This is a genomic window from Blautia sp. OF03-13 (assembly GCF_003460685.1).
Classification (GTDB): Bacteria; Bacillota; Clostridia; order Lachnospirales; family Lachnospiraceae; genus Fusicatenibacter; species Fusicatenibacter saccharivorans.
The window spans coordinates 250,179-273,237 of record NZ_QTVR01000002.1 but is presented as its reverse complement, the minus strand read 5'-3'; the positions used below and the strand labels follow the sequence as shown (position 1 = coordinate 273,237).

Sequence of the window (23,059 nt, the reverse complement as noted above, 5' to 3'; positions counted from 1 at the left end):
CTTGCGACACCATTCTCATTCTATCACAGGAGGCTTTATTTTGTTATCCTCACCACTTCCGACTACTCTATTCTCCCCAGCATAGCTGGGGGATTAGACTTTTCATTCATTACCTTATCCAATGACTTTTTAGGGACTTTTATCTTATATTTCTTTTCTTGAAACTGATAATAGAAGGCAAATCCCAGATATTGTATTTCTGTGGGTCTCCCTATTTTACTCTTGTCCCTGTTCACTTTCAGCCGCAGAACATTTTCAACATACTTCGTGACCGATTCCATTACCCTTGCCGCAGCTTTTTCGCTTTTGACAAAAATAATACAGTCATCTGCATATCGTGCAAATTTAAGTCCTCGGCTTTCAAGTTCCCAATCCAATTCATTGAGCAGTATGTTAGCGAGAAGTGGTGAAATATTTCCCCCTTGTGGGGTTCCGATTTCTGTTTCTTCTATCTGTTCTCCAACCATAACTCCACTTACTAGAAATTTTCGGATTAGCGAAAGTATTTTTCCATCCTTAATCTCTTTGTTCAAAACAGATATTAACTTGTCGTGTTCTACCGTATCAAAAAACTTTTCCAAGTCAATATCCACGACCCAGTTATATCCTTCATTCATGTATTCAACTGCTTTTAATACTGCCTTCTGTGCACTTTTTCCGGGTCTGAATCCATAGCTGTTCTCATGAAATTTTCTTTCATATATAGGTGTTAATACCTGTGCAGCTGCTTGTTGTACCATGCGATCTGTGACAGTTGGAATACCAAGTTTTCGTTTGCTTCCGTCTGCTTTAGGGATTTCCACTCTCTTTACTGGCATTGGTTTGTATGACTGATTTCTTATACTCTCTCTGAGTTGCTGGCCATTTACTTTCAAATGAGAAAGCAAATCGGCACATTCCATTCCGTCTATTCCTGCCGCACCTTTATTCTTTTTCACCTGTTTGTAGGCACGATTCATGTTTTCATTTGACAGAATGCGTTCTATAAATATTCCTTGTTCCTCCATGCACTGTTTCCTTTCCTTTTCGTGAGTTCCGACCACTTAGTACTTGTGGTACTCCTCTCGGCATGTGTTTCGTCTAAAACTCTCAATTAGGACGTACTCCAGATGATTAACTGTTCTGTCCTTTGCTCCATCCGGTTTCCCGGACTTCTTCGCTACTATGACATCTGCTGACTTCCTATGATTCGTTGTTACTATGGCTGATGAAACCACTCATAGGATCTCCCCGGTTAAAATACGCTATCTTTCTCATCACCTATCCGCCATGTCTACTACCAGTCCTCTGTTAGCTATTGGACTTCAACTTGTTCAGCAGTCTTATCCGAACTGTAAGCCTTATACATGATTTCTGTCCGTCGGACCAATGGTTTGCCTCAGGCTTCCTTCAGATTCCATCTCACAATGGACACCCTTGCCTTGTTGGCTATGTGCTTCCCGCTAACAGGCGCACTTAGGACTTTCACCTTTAAGAATAACGTTCGCGCCGGGCGAACTGACATCCTCCCCCGCCTACAGAGGCGGGGGCTTCCTTTCGCAAAAAGCGAACCGTCGGTTCTCGTTCGATGACACCACTGTGTCAAGCATAAGCGAGCTATCCCCGTGTGCCCCACGGTTTTTTCTATATTCCTGTCACTGCAGGCTGTACATAAGACGCATACCCTCATTCCGGATATTGACTGCAGCATTGACATCCCTGTCATGGTGTGTACCGCATTTCGGACAGATCCATGCACGGATTCGCAGATCCTTCGTTTCGGTATTCTTATACCCGCATACACTGCACAGCTGGCTGCTTGCAAAGAAACGGCCTACTTTCACCAGCTGTTTTCCCTGTTCTTCCATTTTGTACTTCAGGAAATTCACAAATATCCCCCAGCCGTTATCCAAAACGGATTTGCCAAAGTGCAGCGCCTGTGACATTGCTTTCATATCGAGATCTTCTATACAGACGCAATCATACGCATCTGCAATCTTTCGCGATTGTTTGTGTAAAAAATCTCTGCGCTGGGCCGCTACTTTCTCATGCATTCTGGCAACCCGGATCCGCTGCTTTCCACGGTTTTTGGAACCTTTCTGCATTTTTGAGAGCTTTCGTTGTTCTCTCTTTAATTTCTGTTCCGCTTTTCTGTAATATCCCGGATATTCCGGTTCTCTGCCTTCGCTGTCCCTGTACAGTTCCTGCATGGAAAAATCCAAACCAAGAAATTGATGCATGGGCTGTTTTTGTACTTGGTTTTCGTACTCGAACAGAACGCTTGCATAATAGTCCCCGCCCGGATTTTGACTGATGGTGACCGATTTGATCCGGTAATCTTCCGGTATCGCTCTGTGCTGTTTGACCTTCACAAACCCTGCTTTTGGAAGCTTCAGGTGCCCATTTTCAAGGGCTACCGTGCCCTTCTGGTTATTCGTTGTATAAGAAGCGCGGGTTTTATGTCTGGATTTGAATTTCGGAAATCCAACTTTCGGATCCCGGAAGAAGTTATTATATGCCTTTTGCAGATTCATCTGTGCATTTGCAAGGGCTAGACTGTCAACCTCTTTCAGCCACGGAAATTCTTTTTTGTACTGCGCCGGGGTATTGTTCCGTTTCTTTTTCGTTTTCTCGTAATATTTGATTTTATCATCCAGCATTTTATTATAGATGAACCGTACACAGCCAAACGTTTTGGCAAACAGTGTTTTTTGTTCCCTGTTCGGATATATCCTGAATTTATATGCTTTGTTTGCCATAAGACCTGCCCCTTTTGCGGCTTTTTTCTCCCTGTGACTCAATATATTTTCTGATGACTTCTATTGGTGCGCCGCCTGTTGTAAGCAGGCAGAAACTCTGGCTCCAGAAACATTCTTTCCACAGTTTCTGCCGTATCTGCGGAAATTCTTTTTTCAGGAGTCTGCTGCTTGCACTTTTATATGCATTTATGAATTTGCTGATTTCTGAATTTGGGTGCGCCCGAAATAAAATCTGGACATGATCTTTATCATAATTCCATTCCTGCAACATAATGTTATACTTCGGTGCAATATACACAAAGATTTCCTTTGAACGTTCGGAAACCGTTTCATCAAAGACCTGCCTGCGGTATTTGACAACAAGGACAAGATGGTAATACAGCAAAAATACCGAATGTGCATTATTGTCTAATTCCATATATGTTCAGCCTTTCTTTTTTTCTTCGACTGATTTTATTATAACGCTTCTTATCCTGTATTTCAATATTTTATGACGGACGCAATTCATCCCCCACTTTAGAAGTCGGGGACTTCTTGCTGAGCATAGTTAAAAACTGAAAATGATACCTTCTATATTGTTTGCGATGAAAAAAGCGTATATCTGGTTACAGAACAACTTCCCATTGATATGGATTTAGCGCTCATTATTGATGACACGATAAATCAATATAAGCATAAAACTCCTATGCCACTCAAGTCAAAGTTTAAAAAAATTTTTGATGATGCCTGGGGAAAGGCTCATTTGATGCAAATGGAAGATCTGCCGGCTGAAGAAAAATATGCTTTCTCTCTCTTTTACAAAAAGGCAAACGACACCATGACAGATGAAGAGAAAGAAAAAGATGAGTGGAGTTGGGATGATGAAGATCCTGTTGCTGATAAAGCAGACTTTTTGTACAGCTATAAACTCGCTGCTGACGTATTACAAAAAAAACGGTTATAGCTATGAATACGTAAAATTCGTTGCCGAATTAGACCATCACGATGTGCCAACTTTTAAAAACGATCTTGAGTGGTTGTATGACGGATTCTTTTGGCGGAGCACAATGGCAAAGTATATGTAATATCAAATGAGGAAGAAAAAATGGAAATAAGAGAGATGCTTTCTGAATCAAGAGCTGAATTCTCCAGGCAGTATAATATTCCTGTGCGAACTTTGGAAAACTGGGAATCCGGTAAGAGCAGCTGTCCTGAATATGTTCGTCAGCTTCTTGAAAAAGCTGTAAGGGAAGATGTGATGTCACAATAAAAATATCTAAATAGGGTGTACGTTTTTATACATTGTCAAATGGACAATAAAATGTTAAAATAAAGTCAGAGATTCAATTATTGAACAAAATGTAGACCATATCTAAGAAGTTATTTGTACAAAGAGGAAAAAATGAGTAAAGGTAAGAATATTGCTTATGTAAGAGTATCAACGGTTGAACAAAATGAAGCCAGGCAACGAGAGGCACTGGGAAAATATAATATTGATAAGTGGTTTATTGAGAAGGCATCCGGTAAAACGATGAAAAGACCTAAACTTCAGGAAATGCTGGGGTTCATTCGTGAAGATGATGTCGTATATGTGGAAGAATTTTCCAGACTCGGCCGGACTGCATATGATCTCTTAAGTATCGTGAAAAGAATCGAGAATACTGGAGCAAAGTTCGTAAGTCTCAAAGAAAACTTTGATACATCGACACCGACAGGACGTTTGCAGCTCACCATGATGGCAGCCATTGCAGAGTTTGAGCGAGAAATGATTCTGGAACGGCAGCGGGAAGGAATAGCCATTGCCAAAAAAGAAGGACGCTACAAAGGAAGAAACAAAATCGTTGTTCCTGGAATCGAAGAATACTATAATCGTTATATGACCCGACAGGCAACGAAAACGCAGATTGCAAAAGAATTGAAAATAAGTAGATGTACGCTTGACCGCTTGTTCCGAGAATATAAAATAAGTCAATGAAGAAATGGAGGCGCAATTTATGTATGAAAAAAATATTAATATTATTATGGGAAACCAAATCGCCACTTCATATGTTCGGAAAAGGGATTGTTATAATCAATTGAAAGGTTTCATGCAGCATGAATATCCTGGAAAGATTTGTGCTTTATATGGCCTACGAAGAACCGGAAAAACAGTAATGATGTATCAGTATATATCAGAACTATCGGATAAAGACAAAGAAAAAACAGTATATATTCTTTGCCTACGGGAATGTGATATGCTTGAATTGCGGCAGGCAATGGAAGATTTATACGATAAAGGCGTTCGCAACTTTTTCCTAGATGAAATAACGGAAGTTACAGACTTTCAAAAATATGGAAATACTTTTTCAGATTATTTTGCAGCAAAAGGAGCTAAAATCGTTATCGCTGGAACGGACTCATTGGGAATTATGCTTGCGCAATCCGATATTTTATATGATAGGATTCAAATGATACATACATCCTATATTCCTTTTGCGGAGTTTTCAAAACTTATCGAAAATGATTCCGTAGATGAATATATTGAATACGGAGGAACATTAACAAAAAGTCCATATAAAACATTGCAGGCCAGCGAAGAATATCAAAATACCGCTATTGTTGGAAATATTTTACATTCATTGGAGAAAAGCGAAGATGCAAGAAGGTATGGAGCTGCAATAACTGAGTTGTACGAACAGAATGAATTGAAATCTGTTTTGAATAAAATGATTAATAAGTTCAGCTATTACACTACGGTCAAAGCAGTTAACAAGTGTTTTAAAAGTGCCCCGCTGTATTCTACGATCCATAATATTCAAGAACCATCTTATGTGTCACTAATTAACACGGAAGAAGCCAATCAGGCAACCAAGAATGCTTTGGGAATTAAGGATTTGGATGAAATGCAAACGTCTTTAAGTAAGCGACATCTGGATGAACTAAAGAATTACTTGTTGGAACTCGAACTATTTCTCGAAATTCCATCATATATTTCATTGAATAGTGGGGAACGTTCTGAAGATTTAGAAATTTTTATGCAACCAGGTATGATATATGCCCATTCAACTGCTTTGATCAAAAATTTGGCGGATGATTCTATGTGGAAGGATACTTGTGGTATAGCTGACAGAAATTTATTTATTTTAAGAGCAGATCATTTCGTAAAAGGAATTTTACTTGAAAATATAATTCTTGCGGAAACATATAAAACATTCCAAAAGATTGATCTGGATCGTTATTACGTATCACAATTAAGCATCACCTTGAGAAACAACAACCAGCATGTTGAAGCTGATATGATACTGGTTGATAAGCAAAAAGGAGAAAGCTATCTGTTTGAAGTAAAATACTCTAATCAGATCGTAATAGATCAAACAAAGCATTTAAGAAACACTGATTTTTTGGAATATATAGATGAAAATTTTGGAAAGGTGAAAAGCCGTTTGGTACTTTATACGGGAGCTTCTTCAAAACAAAATGATGTACTTTATTTGAATGCAGCAACGTATTTAAAACGACTTTCGATAGTTTCCAATACTCCACGGCCAGAGATAAAACAATTACTTAATGAAAACTGCAATACTTCCAAACCAAATCTCAAGACTACATCAAGAAAGAAACCACGTAAACTATAATGAATAGAGAGCTATCATAATCACATTAACTTTAAAATCCGTGTCAATTATTGACACGGATTTTTTTCATAGACGAGGAGTTGATTTTTTAATATTTTTCTTTTTAGGTTGATCGGGAGACATATATATTTTTTTTGATTTAAGGATAGATCTTGATTGATGGACTATTAATTTGTTTAATTCAGTTACTCTCCATTTTGGTAAACCGTTTGATGAATCAGAAAATTCAAAGTCCTGTAAATTTCTTAGATCTGATCTTATATCTGGAGTCATTACCATGGCTGCAGTTTCTGAAAAGTCTGTACCGATTCGTGGAATTTTTTCGCTCAAATAGGAATCGAGATCACGAAAATCATCTTCCATTGCGTATGGTAATAAACTTTGATTGTGATCGAATACAGGTGCCATTTTTATCGGTTGAAGAGTATCAGTTTGAAATAATATTCCATAATTTCCTTTGTGACGGTCAGTGTTGACTATAAGGGCATCTAAAACTAGCATTCTACGAAAAGCGTTTTCGCTACCAATAGAAGAAAAGTATTGCAGGGTTTGGGCAATACCGGCTTCTACTCCGATGCATTTATAAGTTGGAGCGAAACCATATTGCTCATTTGTAAAAAGCGGACATTTAGAGGCTTTTTTTTCATGGTAATTTACAACATCGTATGGAACGGAGTCTGGACAAAATACAGCGGCTAGTTGTGAAGCATACATCTCACTGTATGGCTCAAGCCCAGCATTCGCACCACCTTCAGACCCTCTTTTCATGAGGAAAATTTGATTGTCTAAACGAGTCCAACACTTTGCAAAAGTTCCATCAGTAGAAAATTCAGGGGAAGCTGTTGAAAAATGTTCACCATATAAACCACCTTCAAAGGCTATCCGAGCAACAACGTCATCGAAAGGATTTTGGAATAACGAAACATTATTCCAGGAAAGATGACTCTTTGCTGGACGAACCCAAAACGTATCATTTAAAGTTGCAGCATGTGTAACTTGAAGGAAGCCTTCTAAATCATAACAGTTGCAACGCTTAAGCAATTTTTCAATGTGCTGGCGATTGCTAGGTGCTCTACGATTTTCGATCCAGTCTTTAAATGTTTTGAAACCAATTGGTAATTGTGAAAATATATGATGAATTTCAAAATATAAGTCATTAAATTCATCTCTTGTACAGCTTACAGTTGCAACAATATTATCTTTATTCATTAATTCATATTCGTTTGTATTAAAATATGATACTGACATTTTTAAATCACCTCCGTAGTAATGGAACTATATTAATTTTATCATTTTCCTCAAAATAAAACAACAACTGTAAATGTGGAAGAAAGCTATTTATTATTTTTTTTTCTGTGAAGCTTTATGCAGCTGTTCTATTTTACGCTGTAATATTTTCATGCTGTCAATATCTGATTGTGCAGCAAGTGTTCGAAGATCTTCTAAGGTCCACTCTTCCGTTCCTGCTGCATCGAGAAAAAGCGCAGCCTGTTCTTCAGAATGGGATGGATCATAAATGTATTCCTTTGCAAGTCTCTCGCGTTCAGCCTGTTCTTGAATGTCTAGTTCTTCTTTGCGTTTTATTTTAGAGTCATGAAAAAAAGATGACCAGATTATTCGACGTTTAACGGGAATGTGTTCAAGCTGCTTCTCTTCTTCCTGGGTAATTTCATTTTCTTTAGCTTGATATACTTCCAACTGCTTTTCAAGTTCATCAATTCTATTATTCAGAATAGCAATTTGTTTTTCATAAGAAGCTGCAGTTCCCTGAGATTTCTGCAGCGATTCAGTCGCATCAACGAGTTGTTGCTGAATGGAAATTTTTTCTTTCTCTGAATCCTGCAGCTGATGAAAAATATCTTCCTTCTCAATGGAAATTTTTTCATGCTCCTTCTGCATAGCATTTATTCTTTCTTGCAGGTCACCTTTAGATTTATGTAGATCATCTTTCTCTTGCTGGACGGCAAATTGCTGCTGCAACAAAGCGGACATTTCGTTGTAAGCGTCTAGTTGGTTATGAATCAATGGAACGTATTGCTCCATTGATTTTTGAATCTGTTCAATATCTGCACTGCTTTTTTTTTCAATATAATATTTCTTCCGAATAGACTGAAAAATTTCTACAGAAGAATTTTTTACGGAATCTTCCAACATGGCTACGAGATCTTCCGGATCTTGATCGAAAAGACTGATCATGCGTAATTGCCATGATGTAGTATCCTCATTTATATAAGGAAGCATTTTTTCAATCCAATCTTTGGGAAATCCCAAATTCAGTAATAAACTTATTTTTCCACGCGCATTTTTTTCCTGTTGAGAATCTAAAATTTCATTACGTTTTTCTTCAGAATATTTTTGGAAAGCCATTTTCACTACTCCTCTTTATCTCTTTTGGATCTTTTTTAATTTTGATAAACGTCTGGATGCCTGTTGCAAATTTTTGATTTCTTTCTGTAGTTGTTTTTCTTTTTTACTATTAGATTCTTTTTGGTGTATCAATTCTTCGATCGGATAGTTTTCTTCGATCTCATCCAATCGGTTTTCAAATTTCCCTTCCATTTCAATAGGAACAGCGGCATTCGCAAATGCACTTTGAATGGAAAGATATTCGGAAATGACATTCTCTGTTTCTGAATCTTCACGGCTAGACTGTATTGCACGAAGTTCTCTTCGAATGGAATCGGTCATTTGATTCAATTCATCCAAGCGGGAGGACAAATCCTGAACGGTTCGAATTTTATTATCTTGCACGGTTTGCAGGTCACGCAAATTTCTATCAGCCTCTTTTGAATATTCTCGAATGTTCCCTGTGCCACTAGTAACTGTGCGTTCGGAATTTTTTAACCTCCAGTATGGAATCATATAACGTTTTTGATGCTGCGTAAGGTATAAACCATTTGCTGAACGAAAACCAGAGCCGATGGAAGATTCAAAACCTCGAATATGTGGTGGCAGTCGTTTTAATGATTCTGGAATTTCCATCTTATTTAATGAAATGCGCTTTTGAATACTTGCGACAGTGTATGATTTTCCAAGAACGTAATTTCTACGGTATCGTCCGGCCGGAGTTTTAAAATCTTTAAATGAAAGATATTCAGAATTCCATTTTTGTGAAAACCCAATTTTTACTTGATATGACTTCCTCATTATAGAAAGAAAATCATCGTAGGAATCAGATTGCGCTATTGCCATGTCAATAGCTTCACGTAATCGTTGACTTCCGGATGGATCTTTCTTTTCCCTCCATGTTCCATAATCAACGCCTTTTCTTTTTCCTGGAACGTAAGTCAATTTTTTCAGTCCATATTTTTCGCAAAGCTGATCCGTTATCGGTTGAATGTTACTCTTCCACTGTCCATCTGAATAATGATACTTTACTCCGTCTACTAAACTGACAGAATTAAAAACTATGTGAGCGTGCATATGCGCGTGATCTGTATGGACAGAAAAAACGTATTCATATTTTCCGGCGAGATATTTTTCACAAAAATCCTGAGCAATATTGAAGCAGGTGATAGCATCCGTTTCGCCTGGTGCGAAACTAATAATGAAGTGATAACATTGTCGGCCATCCAATTTGCGAAATTCTTGTTTTGTTGCCATCATCCGGTTATATACTTCCTGTGTAGTGGAACCCGCGTTTCCTCCGATATAACGCTCTTCTGTTTTGTCAGGATTCAAAATATAATCAATGCAATTATAGAGTCCTGCGTTAGGATTTCCGGATTTCCGTTCTTTGACATGACTCAGTTTGGTGATTGCCATTTTGAAATCTCCTCTTCCAATTTTTGAAAATCAAACTCTAATTTTTCAAGCTGCCGTTTACATTCAGAGATTTTTTCCAACATTTCTTCCGGATAAAAAGATCCTGCCGAATTTTTTTCGATCTGCAAAAGTTTGCTGTCAATATTGAGTAAGGCCTGTTCGACTTGACGAAAATTCTTTTTTAAAAAATGAAAATTTGAAATTGTGGAATCGTGTAAAACGCTGCATAAGTATTTTGAAATATTTATTTTTGTGGATTCCGGATTTTCCATTTTTGCTTTTTCTAAAAAAATATCATAATCAGTTTGAGAAATTCGAATGGCAACTACCTTCGTCAGTTTCTCAGAGGCAGTTGCTTTTTTATTTTCTTTTTCCATCAATACTTTCCTCTTTTCTGTACTCGGTGATAAAAATTTTCGAGACAAATCAATTAAAAAAAGCCCATGGACGTTTTACGACCATGACAAAAATATCCATGGACGTTTTATGACCATGGGCTTTTTGTGGAGAAAAATGCGTTTTTTATGAAAATCCCGGAAAGCCGCATAAACACTGGGGCTGCAGGCTCATGGACGTTTTACGACCATAAGAAACACATTCCTATTTCTTAATTAGCAAGATACGCAAATTGTAAACAATTTGCATCTTGTTAGGGAGTCCCCTAAGACCCCTTTTGCTCGATTTTATATCGAGCGTAGGTATAAGGTAATGTAAATTTTTACAATTCTTACTTAATGTAGATGAGATAATCTTCATCACTGTCTTCAAAATTTGTTTTATCACCATCATCAGTTGTGTTTGTTTCTATGTTCAATGCTCCAACAATTCCATCCATCACTGCGTCTGTGATGAGTTTTTTCAAAGAATTTTCTGGAGTGAAAATTGTGTCATATGCTTTTATTGCTTCAAGAAAAAAATCAGTTCGGTTTGCAAATCCATATTCATTGAAGCGTTCAATTTTTGAAATCAATTCGGGATTGCTCACATTGAAATGATAATTTTTGCTTTCCATTTGCTACCTCGATTCTATTTGAAAAACGGGACGTCCTCACCCCAAAAGGATGTCCCGCAAAAAATTAGTCAGCTAAAAACTCAAGATCATTTGAATCATAATGAGAAATTTTTTGTTCCGGAACAGTGCTGGATGTTTCTTCTGTTTCAGAATTTTCTTCTACGTCATCAGTTGATTCTTCTGAAGGTGCAGAATTTCCGGTCGATTGTGAAACTGAATTTTTCAACTCAGGAGAATAAGTGCTCTGCAAAAACTTCCACATCTCTTCAAGATCTGGCTTTCCATTTTTGCTTGCAGACTTCAAATAAGCTAAAGTCTCTTCGTAACTTTCTGTCTGATACTGAACAGTCAAACGTTCCTCTTCTGCCATAAGTTTATTGAGTTTATCCTTTGTCTTTTTGATTTCGGTCTGAACCTTTTTTAACTTTGCTGTTGTTGCCTGAGTTTTTTTTCTTTCCATTTTAGTTACCTCACTTTTAATTTTTTATGAAACACAGAATAGTGATTCTGCATTTTTCTGATTATTTTGAAATGTGTGGTGTGAAAATAATTCATTATTTTTGTATAGGGACAGTCTGTGATGCACGATAGTGGACTGTGCAGCGTGATGATAATTTGCTTTGCACTGCAATTTCTTCTTGCGAATGAAAAAAAGTAAACTGCTTAATAACTTTAATATATTTCTCTTTATTGAATGGCTGCAGTGCCTGCAGTACAATGGCAGAGCGTATTTTTTTTGAAAAGAGGCACGGAAGATCGAGCATCCTGGCCCTTAATATTTTTCCGGTTGATGTATCGAAAAGTGCTATGAATAAATTTATTCCGTACTTACAATTCGGAAAAATAAATTGTTTGCTCTGCCATGTGTCTAAGTATGGAGAATATGAGATGCTGCACCAGTCAGAAGATCCAAAGCGAAAAGAGATAAACATGATTTTTGAAAATTCTGTAATTCGAATTTCAAATTTTTTTTCGAATCCATCCAATTCTTTCAAAGAAGGATTTGCTCGAAAAATAAAAAGCACTGCACCAACTTCATCAAAATGTATATACGCACTATCTGGATAGCCGATGTATTTTCTGATACTGCTGGATGGAAATTCGTCTGCGCATCTATTTTTCTTCTTCATAAAAAATCGTATTTACAGTCTTGGTGTTTTCTTTTTCTTTGGTTTTCTCTTAGCAGTTTTATTTACAACTTTCTTTTTTTCTGAATTCACTTCTAGTTCTTGCGGAAGTAATTTTGTTGCAAGCTCTGGAAAAGCTTTAACTATTTTTTGATCCAGGACAGTTGAGTGTTCCCTAAATAAGTCAAACATTTTCCGCATACTTTTATCCGGATGAAAATTGTTCGGATCGGATTTTTTCCAATCTTTGTAATGACCAGAAAGATGACTCTTTCTTTCGTCGGTTATTTCAAGCCCATAGTGTTGACAAAACATAATACTCATAACATCAGCTTCAAATTCTTTTTGATGCAAATTTGTATTCAGAGATTCTTCGACAGATCCATGTGCAAGAGCGTGTCCGAATTCATGTGTTAATGTTGAGAAAGCAGCGGTATCCTGTAAAGTTGAAGCAATATGAATTTCGTGTTCTGACGGACTGTGATAGCCATAAAGGGAAACTCCTTTAATATTTTGTTCCTGGTCTTGCAGAAAAACTTTAAGCCCAAGATTCTCTTCACAGTATTCTTTTAATATATTTGTGCAGCTTCTGTGAAATTCAGATGGAATTCCACGGTCAAGAAGCTTTGGATATTTTTCCGGAGGAAAGTTTGTCTGCGTAATATCAAATGTATATCCTTTTTTGAAATACGAAAGTTTCTCTCCTTCTATTTCTCCGACATCATAAGCGGCCTGCTGTTCTTTGGATGCTTTACTATAAGGAATATCTCCATCATCTGTTTTTAAAATAGTGATCGGTGTATGGACGTACACTTCCATTCCATGCTCACCTTTTTTTACAGAGTAACCAAGTTCTTTCCAGGCTTTAAAGGATTTACAGAGTAAAGCTCCTCTTTGCTGTTGAGCAATGAGCATCATGTTGCGTGGTGAATAAGCGTAAGAAAATTTGCTGGAGAACTGTAAAAATTCAACAATCTCTTCCGGATTTTGATTCCATCCATTAATAATCTCATTGATTTTCTTATCCAGACTTTCTAGTTCCTCTGATCTGTTTTTTTTCTCTTCGGCCATAAGGTATACTTCCTCTCTAAGTTACTTTAGTTTGCTTGTTTCATATAAAACTGCAGCATAAGACATAATTTTTCCGGTGGAAGAGTTAAACAATCTTTGATCTTCTTTTCCGGGATATGCCGATTCATAGCTTCTGTGATGTTTGATACTTCATCTTCGGAAAGTTCGAGTATATATCTTCGGATAACATCTTCCAGATTCCCGGAAAGATCCCAAGATTGACGCACATCATAAACAGAAATGGTTTCTGCGGCAGATTCTTCATCTGCCTCCAAGGAGGATGTGTTGTCTGACGTATCATAAATTACAGAATTCATTTTTTCGTTGACAGCATTCTGTAATTTTAAAGTGGCACTATCATCTTCCAATTTCTTTAACTGTTGAAGCAAAAAAAGATTTCCTTGCGGGCCATTCAGTTTCGGATCATCCAGATCCAGAGAACAAAATTCATCTTCGCTGAGTTCGAATAACATGCCGGAAGATTTCCCTTCTTTTAGATCATCGCGTATTTTTGCTTGAAGACCTTCATCCGGAAAATAAAATTTCTCCTGGTGATTTACTGTATGCAGGTTTCCGTTTTTATCACGGAAAATTTCAACTGGATGGGTATAAGGTCCATATTTTTTTGCCTTCAAATAAGAGGGATCATGGAATGGCTTATATTTTTTGTCGATGATTGGTTTACTTGCAAATGGAAGAATGATGCAACTGTCTTTATCCATTTGTGCAACTTCATTTGCATCCATAAGCGAACGCTGCAGGCGATCGTAGCTTGTGCTGCTGCTTCCGTTTTGACCGTATGAAACACTACCGGATGCCTTTTCGATTGTGGCAGCACCCAACATTTTACTGATAGTTTCCTGGGTGTCATACGCACCACGGCCGGAACCAAGAAATAAAAATACAGCACAGGAATCCATGAATACTTTCCATCCGTCACCCTTGTACATGGTTTGCAGCTGACTAATTGATTGCAGGAACAGCATGACAGCAATGTTACGAGATCGAAGGGTTGTGATTAAATGTTCAAAACCTTCCGGCCGTAACCCGTTGCCAAACTCGTCCATCCAACACTCAACACGAATAGGAAGAACACCATGGTAATTCTGATCTGCTTCTACCAAAAGTTCATCGAACAGCTGTTGATAAAGCATATTTCCCACAAAATTGTAGCTGCTATCGTTTTCTTTTAGGACTAGAAATAATGCTACTTTACTTTTTCCATCCCTGTGCCAACCGGTTCCAAGTTCCCATAAGTTCATATCATCTGCTTCAAAGATGCGCTGAATAGATTTCGAATAAAAGAACTTGAATTTTCCATTTAAAATTAAAAGAACGGAAGCAACTGTTTCGGGCGCACCTTCTTTTAATTTACGATAATCTCTGACAGCTGGATGATCTGGATACATATCTGCTAATGCATCCATTAATAAAGATAATTCTGTGGACTCTTCTTCATCCTCAGAGCGAGGTGGTACTTTTTTACTTTCCAGCTGCATGAGCTTTGTTACTTGATTTAAAGTTTGCGTAGCATATACAGGTTCCCATTTTAAACCGGCTTCTGCAAAAATCTTTTTTTTATCTGGTACAGATACAGCCCACACGAAATAAAAGAGAGACTGCAGATAAAGAGCGCAACCATCATCCAGAAAGGGTCGCCTTTTTGGGCATCCGGGGGTTCCACAGACTTGAAAATATTCATAATCAATCGTGGAATATCATCTTCTGTTCGGATATAAACAAAAGGATTGTATCGATCAGAAGATTCCATGTTTTTTAAGTTCAAAACACGGATCTGATAACCGTTCTTTTGCAAATAGTTTCCATATTTTTCCACAAGTTCACCTTTAGGGTCCATGAATAAATAGGAAGAAATACATTTTAAAATATTTGGAGCAATCACAAATAATGATTTACCGGTACCAGGAGCACCGACAACAATCATATTATTATTTGGAAAGGATTTCGAACCGGATAAAGCCTGATTTACGTGTTTGGAAAGAATGCGGTTATTTTCCGGATGCTTAAGATCGGCCATGCGTTTATTTGCAGTGTCCGGATCATCCCATTCTGCAGAACCATGTTCGATGTCTGAATGTGTGTTGCGATGCGTATCCAAATAAAACGCAAGAAAAAATACCCATCCGGTCAGACCACATCCAAGACTAATCAATGTGTACTGATTAAAACAGCGCCATGGATGATTCATCCATGACGCTGTTTTAAGATTTATATCATTACCAGGTTCACCCAAAATACCTGCAAATACAAGGCAGATTAATTCGACCAAAATAAGAATAAGCACAAGACTTTTAATTGGAATCTTTTTTTTCTTTATCATTTTTTCTCCTTATATTAAAGCTTTAAGTCTTTTTTCCTTATAGGGGAAGATTTAGGCTTGTGTTTAGAAGCAGGATTTTGAGAAAACTTTAAAATCTTATTTTGATTCTGGCCTAACTGTTTTGTTATGTTTTTGCGTCGAACTGGATCATAATAAGGTAGTATTTGCGCTCCTTTCATATTCAATAAAGGATTCGATGTTGGTGAATCATTTTTAAAAATTTCATATTCCTTTTGTGGATCAATTGCTGAAACAAGAGTTTTTCCGTCATCAGCAATGGAAAAAAGAGGAAGTTTGATATGCAATTTAGAACCAGGAATACGAGAAATAAAAGTCTTGTCATCCATAATATCATCAACAAGACTACAATTAATGGTAACGGGAAAAGCTGCTTCTTGAGTAGAAACATCTGGAGAGCTTTGTGAAACAGTTTTTTCCATAGATTTTGCTTTTGATGATTGCTTTTGAGGAGCTTCGGACGGAGTTTCAGTTTCTGCATACGGAATATAATCTAAACGATGTGTTTTGTCAGATTGTTCTGTATACTTGGAAAATTCTTTTCCAGACAGACTGCCGGAAGGAGTCTGAAGAATCCCTTTTTCATCCGGACGATAGACATTATAATTTTTTTCCGGATCAAGAAAAATAATAAAGCCCTTACCATTGTCAACGGAAAGAGCTTCCTGAATACGAACATATTCTCGGTCACCTGTCTGCAGCGCAATTTCATCTTCTCTTCTGGCAGCTACTCTTTGAGAAGGAATATATCGTTCGATTAACCCTGGTCGGTTCTTTAAGGTTTCATAACGATCGACTTCTTTCCCAGCCAGGGCTTGCTCAAAAGACTGTGCATTCAGATTTTTTCCTTTCTGCCAATTTTTTGGATCGGTTTTTTCCTTTATTTCCGGCGAAGCTGTTTTCATATAATCTTCCTCTGACATACGGCCAGAATCAAAATATTCTTGTTCAGTTATATCTTCTACCAAATTTTTAGCTGCATCCGGAAATTCTTCTAAATATGCTTTAATAGCTGCTGCGAATTGTTGCAGAGATTGATTCGCAACGGCAATCTGGATGTGATTATCTCCATATTTAAGATCCGGAAGAACAGAATAGTTCACGCCACGTTCGTCCAATATATCCAGGAATTGCTCTAGTTGCTCATTATCTTCCGAAGCATCTCCGAGTGCAAGACTTTTGATTTTATAATTTCCGGAAGTAAGAGCTTTCAACTCTTCAAAATCCAGTGGACCACCAAGATCGAGCTGGTTTGTTACATAAGATTCGTATAATGCCTGCCATTTTGCAACGTCTTTTCCACGTATGGCAATTTGCTGGCAGGAATCCTGAATATCCAGATCAGGAAGGAGACAGTAGGTAATTCCAACCTCTGTCATGGAATCCATGAGTTTATCCAACTGTTCCGGATCGCGTGTGGGGAGATTTGCGATAATATAATCTCCATCACAGGCTTTCATGAATTGTGTAAAACTTTTGAAGTCTGACGTGGAGATTATATGTTGCTTATGTAGTTTCATACAAAATTGAATCAGTCGGAAGGGAGAAAGCAGAGCTTTATTTACTACCTTTCCGGTTACACTACCTGCGGAAGCTGCTGCTTTAACAGCCCCTTTAAGAATAATCATTTCTGTGTTGACCAAGATAGCAAGGTCACCACTTCCACCTGCATCTTCAGCTGCCATTTTTAATACCTCCTTTAAATAACCTTTTTAGTTGTCTTTTTTACCTGCTTCTCGGGTTTCTGCTCAGGACGTTGCATTTTAGAAAGTAATGTATTTGTTCTTTCCTGCAAATTACCCAATGTACGCTCCATAGCGTAAATCTTACGCTGGACAGAAGCAATCTTACCCTTTTCTGGGTCCCACGGGACATATTCAAGAAGTTCTTTTCCGGTCAATGCCCGGCCAACGTTTTTTACACTATTGGAAACATCTTGTACGGCCTGCTTTGCATCGTTCAGCCGCTGGAATAGTACATCGAGAGAATCCTGCGTATGCTGCATTCCCTTTTGCAACGAAGCCAAAGCTTTTGGAACATGAATTTTTTCAGCAAACGATAAAAGCGCATTTTTTCCAGCAGTTTTTAAGTTACTCTTAGTCTGCAGAACAACATTGGCAAGGCGGGACTTGTTAAGTGTTATGAGTTTTTCACTCTGATCAAGATTATTCTGTACGGTATCAACACTGTCAGAATCATTAAAAAATCTTTCGTCAATAGAATTTACCTGTTCTTTGAGTTCCCTGAATTCTACTTGCATTTTCTGATGCTCTTCTTGTAATTTATCCAGATGACTTCCGAGATATTGCAACAGATTAGCTGCTTGAGACATATCATTTTTCAGAAGAGCCTGTAGTATCTCTTGAAATGGTTCCTGATCAACCAATGGAAGAGATATATCCATAAGATTTTCCATTTTTGCTTGTTGATGTTCTGCCTCCGGACTTTCCGGAGTGGTGTTTTGATGCTGCATAACTTCTTCATTGTTGGATGAAGGGATACTAATTTCAGGTGCAGAATTAAGATCAGGGACAGCAGTTTCTTCTGGAGTTTGTTCGGAAAGCGGAACTGCAACTTCTTCGTTTGGTTTTTCAAGAGTAATAGAACTTCTGGTTGGCCGCTGTGGAAGTTGTTTTCCAGAATTTAAACATTCCCTTGCTTCTCTTACATAGGAAAGTAGAGCATTTGCATAAGATACATTTTTTGAATCACAATTTAACTTCTGCAATCGTTTGGCTCCAAGTTCTGTATCGTTTAATTGTTGATGCCGCTCAAGGTAATCCGATAAAGCAGGTGGAACGCTGTGCGTAACGCCATCCATTAACGTGTCGGCCACTTTAACTTTAGAAAGATCAAGGAATGCATTATACTCCTGCGGCGTACCATTCATCAAATAATGAAGTTCATAATTAAGAACACCGGATTCTTGGTGAATCAAAAAGCTATCTGCGTCTGATAATGGGATTTTGTCTCCGACGGACAACTTTTCTACTGTACTTTGCAATATAAAAATCATAGGCTCTTGTACATCTAATTTACTTTGAGAACCCCATGTTTCACGGCGTTGCTGCATAGTAGCCAAAGGGAGTTTGATTCCATTTTTAATCTCTTCATCTGGCATTCCAGAAGCTTTTTCCAAGTTGATTTCATTAAGCTCATCATTAGTCAGTTGATATATGTACCTTCGAATAACATCGCCCAAAAGCCCGGTCAAGTCCCAGTCTTTCTTTCGTTCTTCAAAATTATTTTCAATTTCTTGTGACATAAGAACCCTTCTTTCTTTTTAGTTCATGTGTTGTAACTGATCCTGAAAGGATGTTGAAGTGTTGGATAAACGATTGGCTGTACGTTTCATTCCATATAATTGCTGAGAGTATAAAGCGATCGCGTGTTCTCTTTGATTTAAAAGGTATAGATTGATTTCCTCTAATTCTTCGTTGGAAAGTTCGAGAGTATGACGATCCAGAAGAGTTTTTAATGTGGATGAAAAATCCCAATCCTTTTTCCGGGGGCCCAGTGACTCTGACATATGGTTTCCTCTTTTCTACAAGTCAAATTTTACTCATCGTTTTTTTGGGACGTTTCAGTGGATGCTGCGTAGGACGTGACTTCTGTTTGCGCTGCTCTTCATATTTGTGGTCAATATATGATAAGTCCTGATCGCGAAGCGCACGTACATTTTCAGCTCGTAATTCATAGTCAGATCCATTACTTGGCTTACCTTCTGCAGCGAGATCTGCCTCGATTTCATCAAGAGATTCATAGTATGATCGGTAAATACTCGCAACTTCTTCCACGTCTTCCGGGGTATAACCATTTTTCAAGGCAATAATTTTATGCTTTTGGACCCGAGGATCTTCTTCTTGCTCAACAGTCTTATTTGGTTCATCAAATGCTATTTCCTGATCTATTTCTTGACGTAATTTTTCTGCTTTCATTAGGTCAAGTGTAGACACCATCGCAGATAAAAGCTGTTTTTGATTTTCAACCAGTACTTCTTGTCGCTCAATTAATGTATCTATATCCATAGTTTCTTTCTCCTTTTTTTGTAATAAAAAAGACTGCTTAGCAGTCTTAAATGATTGGGCGTTTTTGGGAACATTTTGTATGCTTGTTTACTGTTTTTTGCCTTTTGAAAATATTATTTGAAAAGATATTCTTTTTTGATATATTCTTCTAACGTCATTCCTGCGGCAGCAGATTCCTGATTAAGTTCTTCCTCTACAGGAATTAAATCCGGAACATAATCTGTAAATAGCGGCTCATCAGGCAAATCTAAACCAGAATTAAGGCAGTATCTACATTTGGATACATATTTATCAAAATCTGTCAAGTATTTTTGCTGCCATGATCCTTTCTTTACAGATTGCTCGTTAAAAATCTCGTGAATTTTCATGGATTTCTCAGAAAGTTCCGCTTGCATTTTGTCAATAGACTTATAGTATGATCGGCAAATACTAGCAATTTTCTCCGCTTCTTCTGGAGTATAACCCTTTTTCAAGGCATTAATTTTATGTTTTTGAATCCGAGGATCTTCTTCTTGCTCAATAGTTTTTTTCAGTTCAGCAGAAAGCTGTTTTTTATCTTTGATTGGTCTTTTTTGTTTTTGAATTAATGCATTAATATCAAATTTCATATTTCTTTCGCCTCTTTCATTTTTTCTCACTTTTATAATAACAGAAAATTAGGTATATGCAAGAAGCCGGGGATAGATTGCTGAACATAGGTTAAAGGGTTGGCTGTTTTTTTGTGGCTTTCTTATTCGTTGTTTGCTGCTTTGGAGAAATAAAATCATTTGCAGCATATTCCTCTACCGTCATTCCCGCAGCAGCAGCTTCCTGCTTAAGTTCTTCCTCTATTTTTTGCCTTTCTGCAATTAAAGCTGGATCGTAATCTTTTAACATCGGTTCATCGGGTAAATTCAAACCAGAATTAAGGCAGTATCTGCAGTCGGATACATAGTTATCGAAATCTATCAAGTATTTTTCCTTCCATGATTCTATCTCTACAGATGGCTTGTCAAACAGAACATGCACTGTTACTGATTTATCGGAAATTTCTTCATGTGCTCTCAAATACGGCACCAGCTTATTTAAAAGAAACAGTCCATTGGTACGGATTTTCTCTGCAAGTTCCGGTGTATTACTGGATGCCACCGAATCATAATACTCAGAATCATATGCATACATAAGTGCCATATTATGAAGGTGATCGATCAAGGAACCCTCATAATCACCGAAATCCTGGCGGCCTTCATAGGAAAAATTTTCTTTCCCCATATTATAATTCAACAGGAATTTTGTCTTTTCATAATAGTGGCCGCCATATTGTTCTCGAATATCGGCATCAATTAATTCAAACCTTTTATTTGCTTCTGCGAGCGGAATAACCTCGCCATCTTCAAAATCGTTACACTCTGACCAAGTTATTGTAACAGTAGGTTCTTTACAGCGATCCTGATAGTCCTTTGCAACACGTTCGATGCAATCATATTCGGAATAATTACCGCTGTCAGCATACATATCATATGCCTCTTTTGCGAGATCTTTCGAATATTTATGTGGTACATCATATGAATTTTCCAATTCGGCAGCCATAAAACTGGTAACAAATTCTTCGTGGGCTTCCATAACTTCTTCGGCCGTCAAGGTATATTCTTTCCCATCTCGTTGTATTTTCATGTTTTTACTTCTTCTTTTTTTTGATTTGTGGTTCAAAAAAGGCAGCCTCAAAATTAGGCTACCTTTTTCGGAAAATTTATAAGTATCAGTTTTCCTTGGAGACTATGAATTCCAGTTTTCGTTCTCCATATACGCTATTAAGATGTTATTGAGGCGCGAAATATTATGTTTATTTTGCTCGATTTGCTTTTGAATCCAGTTTTTCTGTGTCTGATTTGTAATGTCACTTAAATCATACTTAATAATAACGTAAGTATCATCATATTTTGAGATTGCCGGTGAATCCATGGGAAGAAAAACCCACTCGCCAAATATGTCTCCGGTTTTGTATAAGTAATCATCTACAACCAGAACATATACGCCGGTATGTTTGATTTTATTGATTTTGTTCTGCATTTTTCTCCATTTCATTTAAGGCAGATTCAGAAAGTGGTGCATCACCGGCATCAGAAGTATTATTGGAATCATCCTGGTGCCCTGTGGTGTCTGATGTATTTGCATCCATTTTCTTCATTTCCAGTACCTCACTCTCTGTCATGCCGGCAAATTCAAAGGAAAAGTCCTGGGAATTTTTGTTGTATGTAACCAGAGTTACGGTTCGGTTACTGTCATTCAGTACGAGATAGAATGTTTCCTTACTTGGTTTATAGGTTCCATAGGCCAGATATTCACCTTCCGTTGCTGTGATATTGTTTTCCGTGATCCATTTATGCAGTCTGCAGGGAAGAAACCAGCTTTTATTGTAACCATAAGCGTCTGTACATATGGCTGTGATAGAGTGGGCGGAATCTTCTTTTACCGGTGTGCATTTCTTCAGCCAATCGTCTTTCTCTTCATCAGACATATAGATCCAGTTACTTTGATTGATAACTGGAAGATAGTCGTTATTTTCATAAATATAATCTTCCCCAAGGATATGGTATTTATCTTCTTCTGATACAGAGGAAGAAGTAACCTCCCTTTCACTGGAAGAAGATGTTTCCGTTGTCTGTGTTTCTTTTCGTTGCTCTTCTTTTTCACTCAAACTTCTTTGGTCGATGTAATCGAGTGTTTCCTGCAGCGTGCTTTCTATGGTACGTTCAGACTCAGCTTTTTGGATGTTTTCAATATTCTGTTTGATATAAGAGTCAATTTCGGATTGCTGGTCATCCGATAAGTCTTTTACGGCATCCTGAATCTGCTGGATTGCCTCTTCCTTTTTTTTACTGTAGTCTGATTGCTCCACGGTAATAGAATGTCCAGTATTTGAGTTGCTGGAATCTTTATGGATAGCGACCGCGCCTCCAACCGTTGCTATTGCAAGAGCGGCCGCCGCTATGCTTATGGCAACCTCTTTTTTTGAAAATTTTCTTTTACTCATAAATGCCTCCAACAAAAAAGGTCGTAAGAGAAAGATGAAATTTCCCTTAGCGACCTTTTTTTCTTTTTAACACCTTTTTTATTTCGAAACATCAATCATGTAGTCAACAACCTTCTTGTAAAGCTGCCGTTTTTGTTCCGAATAACCGAAATATTCAAATGCAAGATCTGGGGAATATTCGGCTTTTTCGACAAGCCGCTGCATAGCCACCAGTTGCATCAGAACATCCTCTCGTTTTTCTTCCGTATCAAGCTGCAGCTCACTTCCTAGCTGCATCCCAAGAATTAAAATAGCTCCGGCTTTTATCCGTAGGATTTTGCATTCTATTTCTGTTATTTCCATTGAAATCCTCC

At 37.6% G+C, this 23,059-nt stretch carries 25 protein-coding genes; 4 read left to right on the top strand and 21 right to left on the bottom strand.

Annotation, left to right across the window (positions count from 1 at the left end; genetic code table 11):
• Positions 1 to 62: 62 nt before the first annotated feature.
• The 3 genes from ltrA to tnpA form a co-directional block, all read right to left on the bottom strand.
• Positions 63 to 1,007, bottom strand: a complete 945-nt coding sequence (gene ltrA, locus DXA55_RS02590) for a group II intron reverse transcriptase/maturase (RefSeq protein ID WP_117812951.1) — start codon at positions 1,005 to 1,007, stop codon at positions 63 to 65.
• A 627-nt stretch (positions 1,008 to 1,634) separates the two neighbouring features.
• On the bottom strand, positions 1,635 to 2,738 hold the full coding sequence (locus DXA55_RS02585) for an RNA-guided endonuclease TnpB family protein (protein ID WP_117812950.1): 1,104 nt from the start codon (positions 2,736 to 2,738) through the stop codon (positions 1,635 to 1,637).
• A complete protein-coding gene (tnpA, locus tag DXA55_RS02580; RefSeq protein WP_117812949.1) occupies positions 2,719 to 3,156 on the bottom strand; it encodes an IS200/IS605 family transposase in 438 nt (145 codons plus the stop codon). Before tnpA ends, DXA55_RS02585 begins: the two co-directional genes overlap by 20 nt.
• A gap of 210 nt (positions 3,157 to 3,366) precedes the next feature.
• Between tnpA and DXA55_RS02575 the strand changes: the two genes are divergently transcribed.
• From DXA55_RS02575 to DXA55_RS02560, 4 genes are all read left to right on the top strand, one after another.
• Positions 3,367 to 3,681, top strand: a complete 315-nt coding sequence (locus DXA55_RS02575; protein ID WP_117812948.1) for a hypothetical protein — start codon at positions 3,367 to 3,369, stop codon at positions 3,679 to 3,681.
• Between the two features lie 141 nt (positions 3,682 to 3,822).
• On the top strand, positions 3,823 to 3,987 hold the full coding sequence (locus DXA55_RS02570) for a helix-turn-helix domain-containing protein (RefSeq protein ID WP_117812947.1): 165 nt from the start codon (positions 3,823 to 3,825) through the stop codon (positions 3,985 to 3,987).
• Between the two features lie 132 nt (positions 3,988 to 4,119).
• The gene (locus DXA55_RS02565) at positions 4,120 to 4,692 is read left to right on the top strand and encodes a recombinase family protein (protein WP_055265151.1); all 573 of its coding nucleotides are present in this window, start codon (positions 4,120 to 4,122) and stop codon (positions 4,690 to 4,692) included.
• A gap of 19 nt (positions 4,693 to 4,711) precedes the next feature.
• Positions 4,712 to 6,331 carry an AAA family ATPase gene (locus tag DXA55_RS02560; protein WP_055265153.1) on the top strand — a complete coding sequence of 540 codons (1,620 nt, stop codon included), beginning with the start codon at positions 4,712 to 4,714 and terminating at the stop codon, positions 6,329 to 6,331.
• Between the two features lie 66 nt (positions 6,332 to 6,397).
• On the opposite strand, the gene DXA55_RS02555 is transcribed toward DXA55_RS02560, so the two are convergent.
• From DXA55_RS02555 to DXA55_RS02465, 18 genes are all read right to left on the bottom strand, one after another.
• Positions 6,398 to 7,579 carry a HipA protein gene (locus tag DXA55_RS02555; RefSeq protein ID WP_117812946.1) on the bottom strand — a complete coding sequence of 394 codons (1,182 nt, stop codon included), beginning with the start codon at positions 7,577 to 7,579 and terminating at the stop codon, positions 6,398 to 6,400.
• A 93-nt stretch (positions 7,580 to 7,672) separates the two neighbouring features.
• Positions 7,673 to 8,698, bottom strand: a complete 1,026-nt coding sequence (locus tag DXA55_RS02550; RefSeq protein ID WP_117812945.1) for a hypothetical protein — start codon at positions 8,696 to 8,698, stop codon at positions 7,673 to 7,675.
• 15 nt (positions 8,699 to 8,713) lie between these two features.
• Entirely contained in the window at positions 8,714 to 10,096 is a 1,383-nt protein-coding gene (locus DXA55_RS02545) for a relaxase/mobilization nuclease domain-containing protein (RefSeq protein WP_117812944.1), read from the bottom strand.
• Positions 10,078 to 10,473 (bottom strand): hypothetical protein, encoded by a 396-nt coding sequence (locus DXA55_RS02540; RefSeq protein ID WP_117805178.1) that lies wholly within the window; start codon positions 10,471 to 10,473, stop codon positions 10,078 to 10,080. Before DXA55_RS02540 ends, DXA55_RS02545 begins: the two co-directional genes overlap by 19 nt.
• Before the next feature lie 350 nt (positions 10,474 to 10,823).
• The gene (locus DXA55_RS02535) at positions 10,824 to 11,108 is read right to left on the bottom strand and encodes a hypothetical protein (RefSeq protein WP_117805179.1); all 285 of its coding nucleotides are present in this window, start codon (positions 11,106 to 11,108) and stop codon (positions 10,824 to 10,826) included.
• A gap of 64 nt (positions 11,109 to 11,172) precedes the next feature.
• Positions 11,173 to 11,568: a hypothetical protein gene (locus DXA55_RS02530; RefSeq protein ID WP_117812943.1), complete on the bottom strand. Its 396-nt coding sequence runs from the start codon at positions 11,566 to 11,568 to the stop codon at positions 11,173 to 11,175.
• Between the two features lie 94 nt (positions 11,569 to 11,662).
• Positions 11,663 to 12,238 (bottom strand): hypothetical protein, encoded by a 576-nt coding sequence (locus tag DXA55_RS02525; RefSeq protein ID WP_117805181.1) that lies wholly within the window; start codon positions 12,236 to 12,238, stop codon positions 11,663 to 11,665.
• 12 nt (positions 12,239 to 12,250) lie between these two features.
• Positions 12,251 to 13,306 carry an ArdC family protein gene (locus tag DXA55_RS02520; protein WP_117812942.1) on the bottom strand — a complete coding sequence of 352 codons (1,056 nt, stop codon included), beginning with the start codon at positions 13,304 to 13,306 and terminating at the stop codon, positions 12,251 to 12,253.
• Between the two features lie 26 nt (positions 13,307 to 13,332).
• Positions 13,333 to 14,910: a type IV secretory system conjugative DNA transfer family protein gene (locus DXA55_RS02515; RefSeq protein WP_147341984.1), complete on the bottom strand. Its 1,578-nt coding sequence runs from the start codon at positions 14,908 to 14,910 to the stop codon at positions 13,333 to 13,335.
• Positions 14,856 to 15,647, bottom strand: coding sequence for a type IV secretory system conjugative DNA transfer family protein (locus DXA55_RS02510; RefSeq protein WP_117812940.1), 792 nt, complete (start codon positions 15,645 to 15,647; stop codon positions 14,856 to 14,858). Before DXA55_RS02510 ends, DXA55_RS02515 begins: the two co-directional genes overlap by 55 nt.
• A 14-nt stretch (positions 15,648 to 15,661) precedes the next feature.
• On the bottom strand, positions 15,662 to 17,350 hold the full coding sequence (locus DXA55_RS02505; protein ID WP_117812939.1) for a hypothetical protein: 1,689 nt from the start codon (positions 17,348 to 17,350) through the stop codon (positions 15,662 to 15,664).
• Positions 17,351 to 17,364: 14 nt separating this feature from the next.
• Positions 17,365 to 18,930: a DUF6674 family protein gene (locus DXA55_RS02500; protein WP_117812938.1), complete on the bottom strand. Its 1,566-nt coding sequence runs from the start codon at positions 18,928 to 18,930 to the stop codon at positions 17,365 to 17,367.
• 18 nt (positions 18,931 to 18,948) lie between these two features.
• Positions 18,949 to 19,194, bottom strand: a complete 246-nt coding sequence (locus DXA55_RS02495; protein ID WP_117805186.1) for a hypothetical protein — start codon at positions 19,192 to 19,194, stop codon at positions 18,949 to 18,951.
• Positions 19,195 to 19,216: 22 nt separating this feature from the next.
• A complete protein-coding gene (locus DXA55_RS02490) occupies positions 19,217 to 19,693 on the bottom strand; it encodes a hypothetical protein (RefSeq protein ID WP_117805187.1) in 477 nt (158 codons plus the stop codon).
• Positions 19,694 to 19,806: 113 nt separating this feature from the next.
• Positions 19,807 to 20,301 (bottom strand): hypothetical protein, encoded by a 495-nt coding sequence (locus tag DXA55_RS02485; protein WP_117805188.1) that lies wholly within the window; start codon positions 20,299 to 20,301, stop codon positions 19,807 to 19,809.
• A 91-nt stretch (positions 20,302 to 20,392) separates the two neighbouring features.
• The gene (locus tag DXA55_RS02480) at positions 20,393 to 21,346 is read right to left on the bottom strand and encodes an LPD25 domain-containing protein (protein WP_147341983.1); all 954 of its coding nucleotides are present in this window, start codon (positions 21,344 to 21,346) and stop codon (positions 20,393 to 20,395) included.
• A 376-nt stretch (positions 21,347 to 21,722) separates the two neighbouring features.
• On the bottom strand, positions 21,723 to 22,706 hold the full coding sequence (locus DXA55_RS02470; RefSeq protein ID WP_117805191.1) for a hypothetical protein: 984 nt from the start codon (positions 22,704 to 22,706) through the stop codon (positions 21,723 to 21,725).
• 78 nt (positions 22,707 to 22,784) lie between these two features.
• Positions 22,785 to 23,048, bottom strand: coding sequence for a hypothetical protein (locus DXA55_RS02465; protein WP_117805192.1), 264 nt, complete (start codon positions 23,046 to 23,048; stop codon positions 22,785 to 22,787).
• Between the last annotated feature and the right edge of the window lie 11 nt (positions 23,049 to 23,059).

Excerpts from the sequence above, each read along its gene's own strand:
- ltrA (WP_117812951.1), bottom strand. The coding sequence starts at position 1,007 with ATGGAGGAACAAGGAATATTTATAGAACGCATTCTGTCAAATGAAAAC.
- DXA55_RS02585 (WP_117812950.1), bottom strand. The coding sequence starts at position 2,738 with ATGGCAAACAAAGCATATAAATTCAGGATATATCCGAACAGGGAACAA.
- tnpA (WP_117812949.1), bottom strand. The coding sequence starts at position 3,156 with ATGGAATTAGACAATAATGCACATTCGGTATTTTTGCTGTATTACCAT.
- DXA55_RS02575 (WP_117812948.1), top strand. The coding sequence starts at position 3,367 with ATGGATTTAGCGCTCATTATTGATGACACGATAAATCAATATAAGCAT.
- DXA55_RS02570 (WP_117812947.1), top strand. The coding sequence starts at position 3,823 with ATGGAAATAAGAGAGATGCTTTCTGAATCAAGAGCTGAATTCTCCAGG.
- DXA55_RS02565 (WP_055265151.1), top strand. The coding sequence starts at position 4,120 with ATGAGTAAAGGTAAGAATATTGCTTATGTAAGAGTATCAACGGTTGAA.
- DXA55_RS02560 (WP_055265153.1), top strand. The coding sequence starts at position 4,712 with ATGTATGAAAAAAATATTAATATTATTATGGGAAACCAAATCGCCACT.
- DXA55_RS02555 (WP_117812946.1), bottom strand. The coding sequence starts at position 7,579 with ATGTCAGTATCATATTTTAATACAAACGAATATGAATTAATGAATAAA.
- DXA55_RS02550 (WP_117812945.1), bottom strand. The coding sequence starts at position 8,698 with ATGGCTTTCCAAAAATATTCTGAAGAAAAACGTAATGAAATTTTAGAT.
- DXA55_RS02545 (WP_117812944.1), bottom strand. The coding sequence starts at position 10,096 with ATGGCAATCACCAAACTGAGTCATGTCAAAGAACGGAAATCCGGAAAT.
- DXA55_RS02540 (WP_117805178.1), bottom strand. The coding sequence starts at position 10,473 with ATGGAAAAAGAAAATAAAAAAGCAACTGCCTCTGAGAAACTGACGAAG.
- DXA55_RS02535 (WP_117805179.1), bottom strand. The coding sequence starts at position 11,108 with ATGGAAAGCAAAAATTATCATTTCAATGTGAGCAATCCCGAATTGATT.
- DXA55_RS02530 (WP_117812943.1), bottom strand. The coding sequence starts at position 11,568 with ATGGAAAGAAAAAAAACTCAGGCAACAACAGCAAAGTTAAAAAAGGTT.
- DXA55_RS02525 (WP_117805181.1), bottom strand. The coding sequence starts at position 12,238 with ATGAAGAAGAAAAATAGATGCGCAGACGAATTTCCATCCAGCAGTATC.
- DXA55_RS02520 (WP_117812942.1), bottom strand. The coding sequence starts at position 13,306 with ATGGCCGAAGAGAAAAAAAACAGATCAGAGGAACTAGAAAGTCTGGAT.
- DXA55_RS02510 (WP_117812940.1), bottom strand. The coding sequence starts at position 15,647 with ATGATAAAGAAAAAAAAGATTCCAATTAAAAGTCTTGTGCTTATTCTT.
- DXA55_RS02505 (WP_117812939.1), bottom strand. The coding sequence starts at position 17,350 with ATGGCAGCTGAAGATGCAGGTGGAAGTGGTGACCTTGCTATCTTGGTC.
- DXA55_RS02500 (WP_117812938.1), bottom strand. The coding sequence starts at position 18,930 with ATGTCACAAGAAATTGAAAATAATTTTGAAGAACGAAAGAAAGACTGG.
- DXA55_RS02495 (WP_117805186.1), bottom strand. The coding sequence starts at position 19,194 with ATGTCAGAGTCACTGGGCCCCCGGAAAAAGGATTGGGATTTTTCATCC.
- DXA55_RS02490 (WP_117805187.1), bottom strand. The coding sequence starts at position 19,693 with ATGGATATAGATACATTAATTGAGCGACAAGAAGTACTGGTTGAAAAT.
- DXA55_RS02485 (WP_117805188.1), bottom strand. The coding sequence starts at position 20,301 with ATGAAATTTGATATTAATGCATTAATTCAAAAACAAAAAAGACCAATC.
- DXA55_RS02480 (WP_147341983.1), bottom strand. The coding sequence starts at position 21,346 with ATGAAAATACAACGAGATGGGAAAGAATATACCTTGACGGCCGAAGAA.
- DXA55_RS02470 (WP_117805191.1), bottom strand. The coding sequence starts at position 22,706 with ATGAGTAAAAGAAAATTTTCAAAAAAAGAGGTTGCCATAAGCATAGCG.
- DXA55_RS02465 (WP_117805192.1), bottom strand. The coding sequence starts at position 23,048 with ATGGAAATAACAGAAATAGAATGCAAAATCCTACGGATAAAAGCCGGA.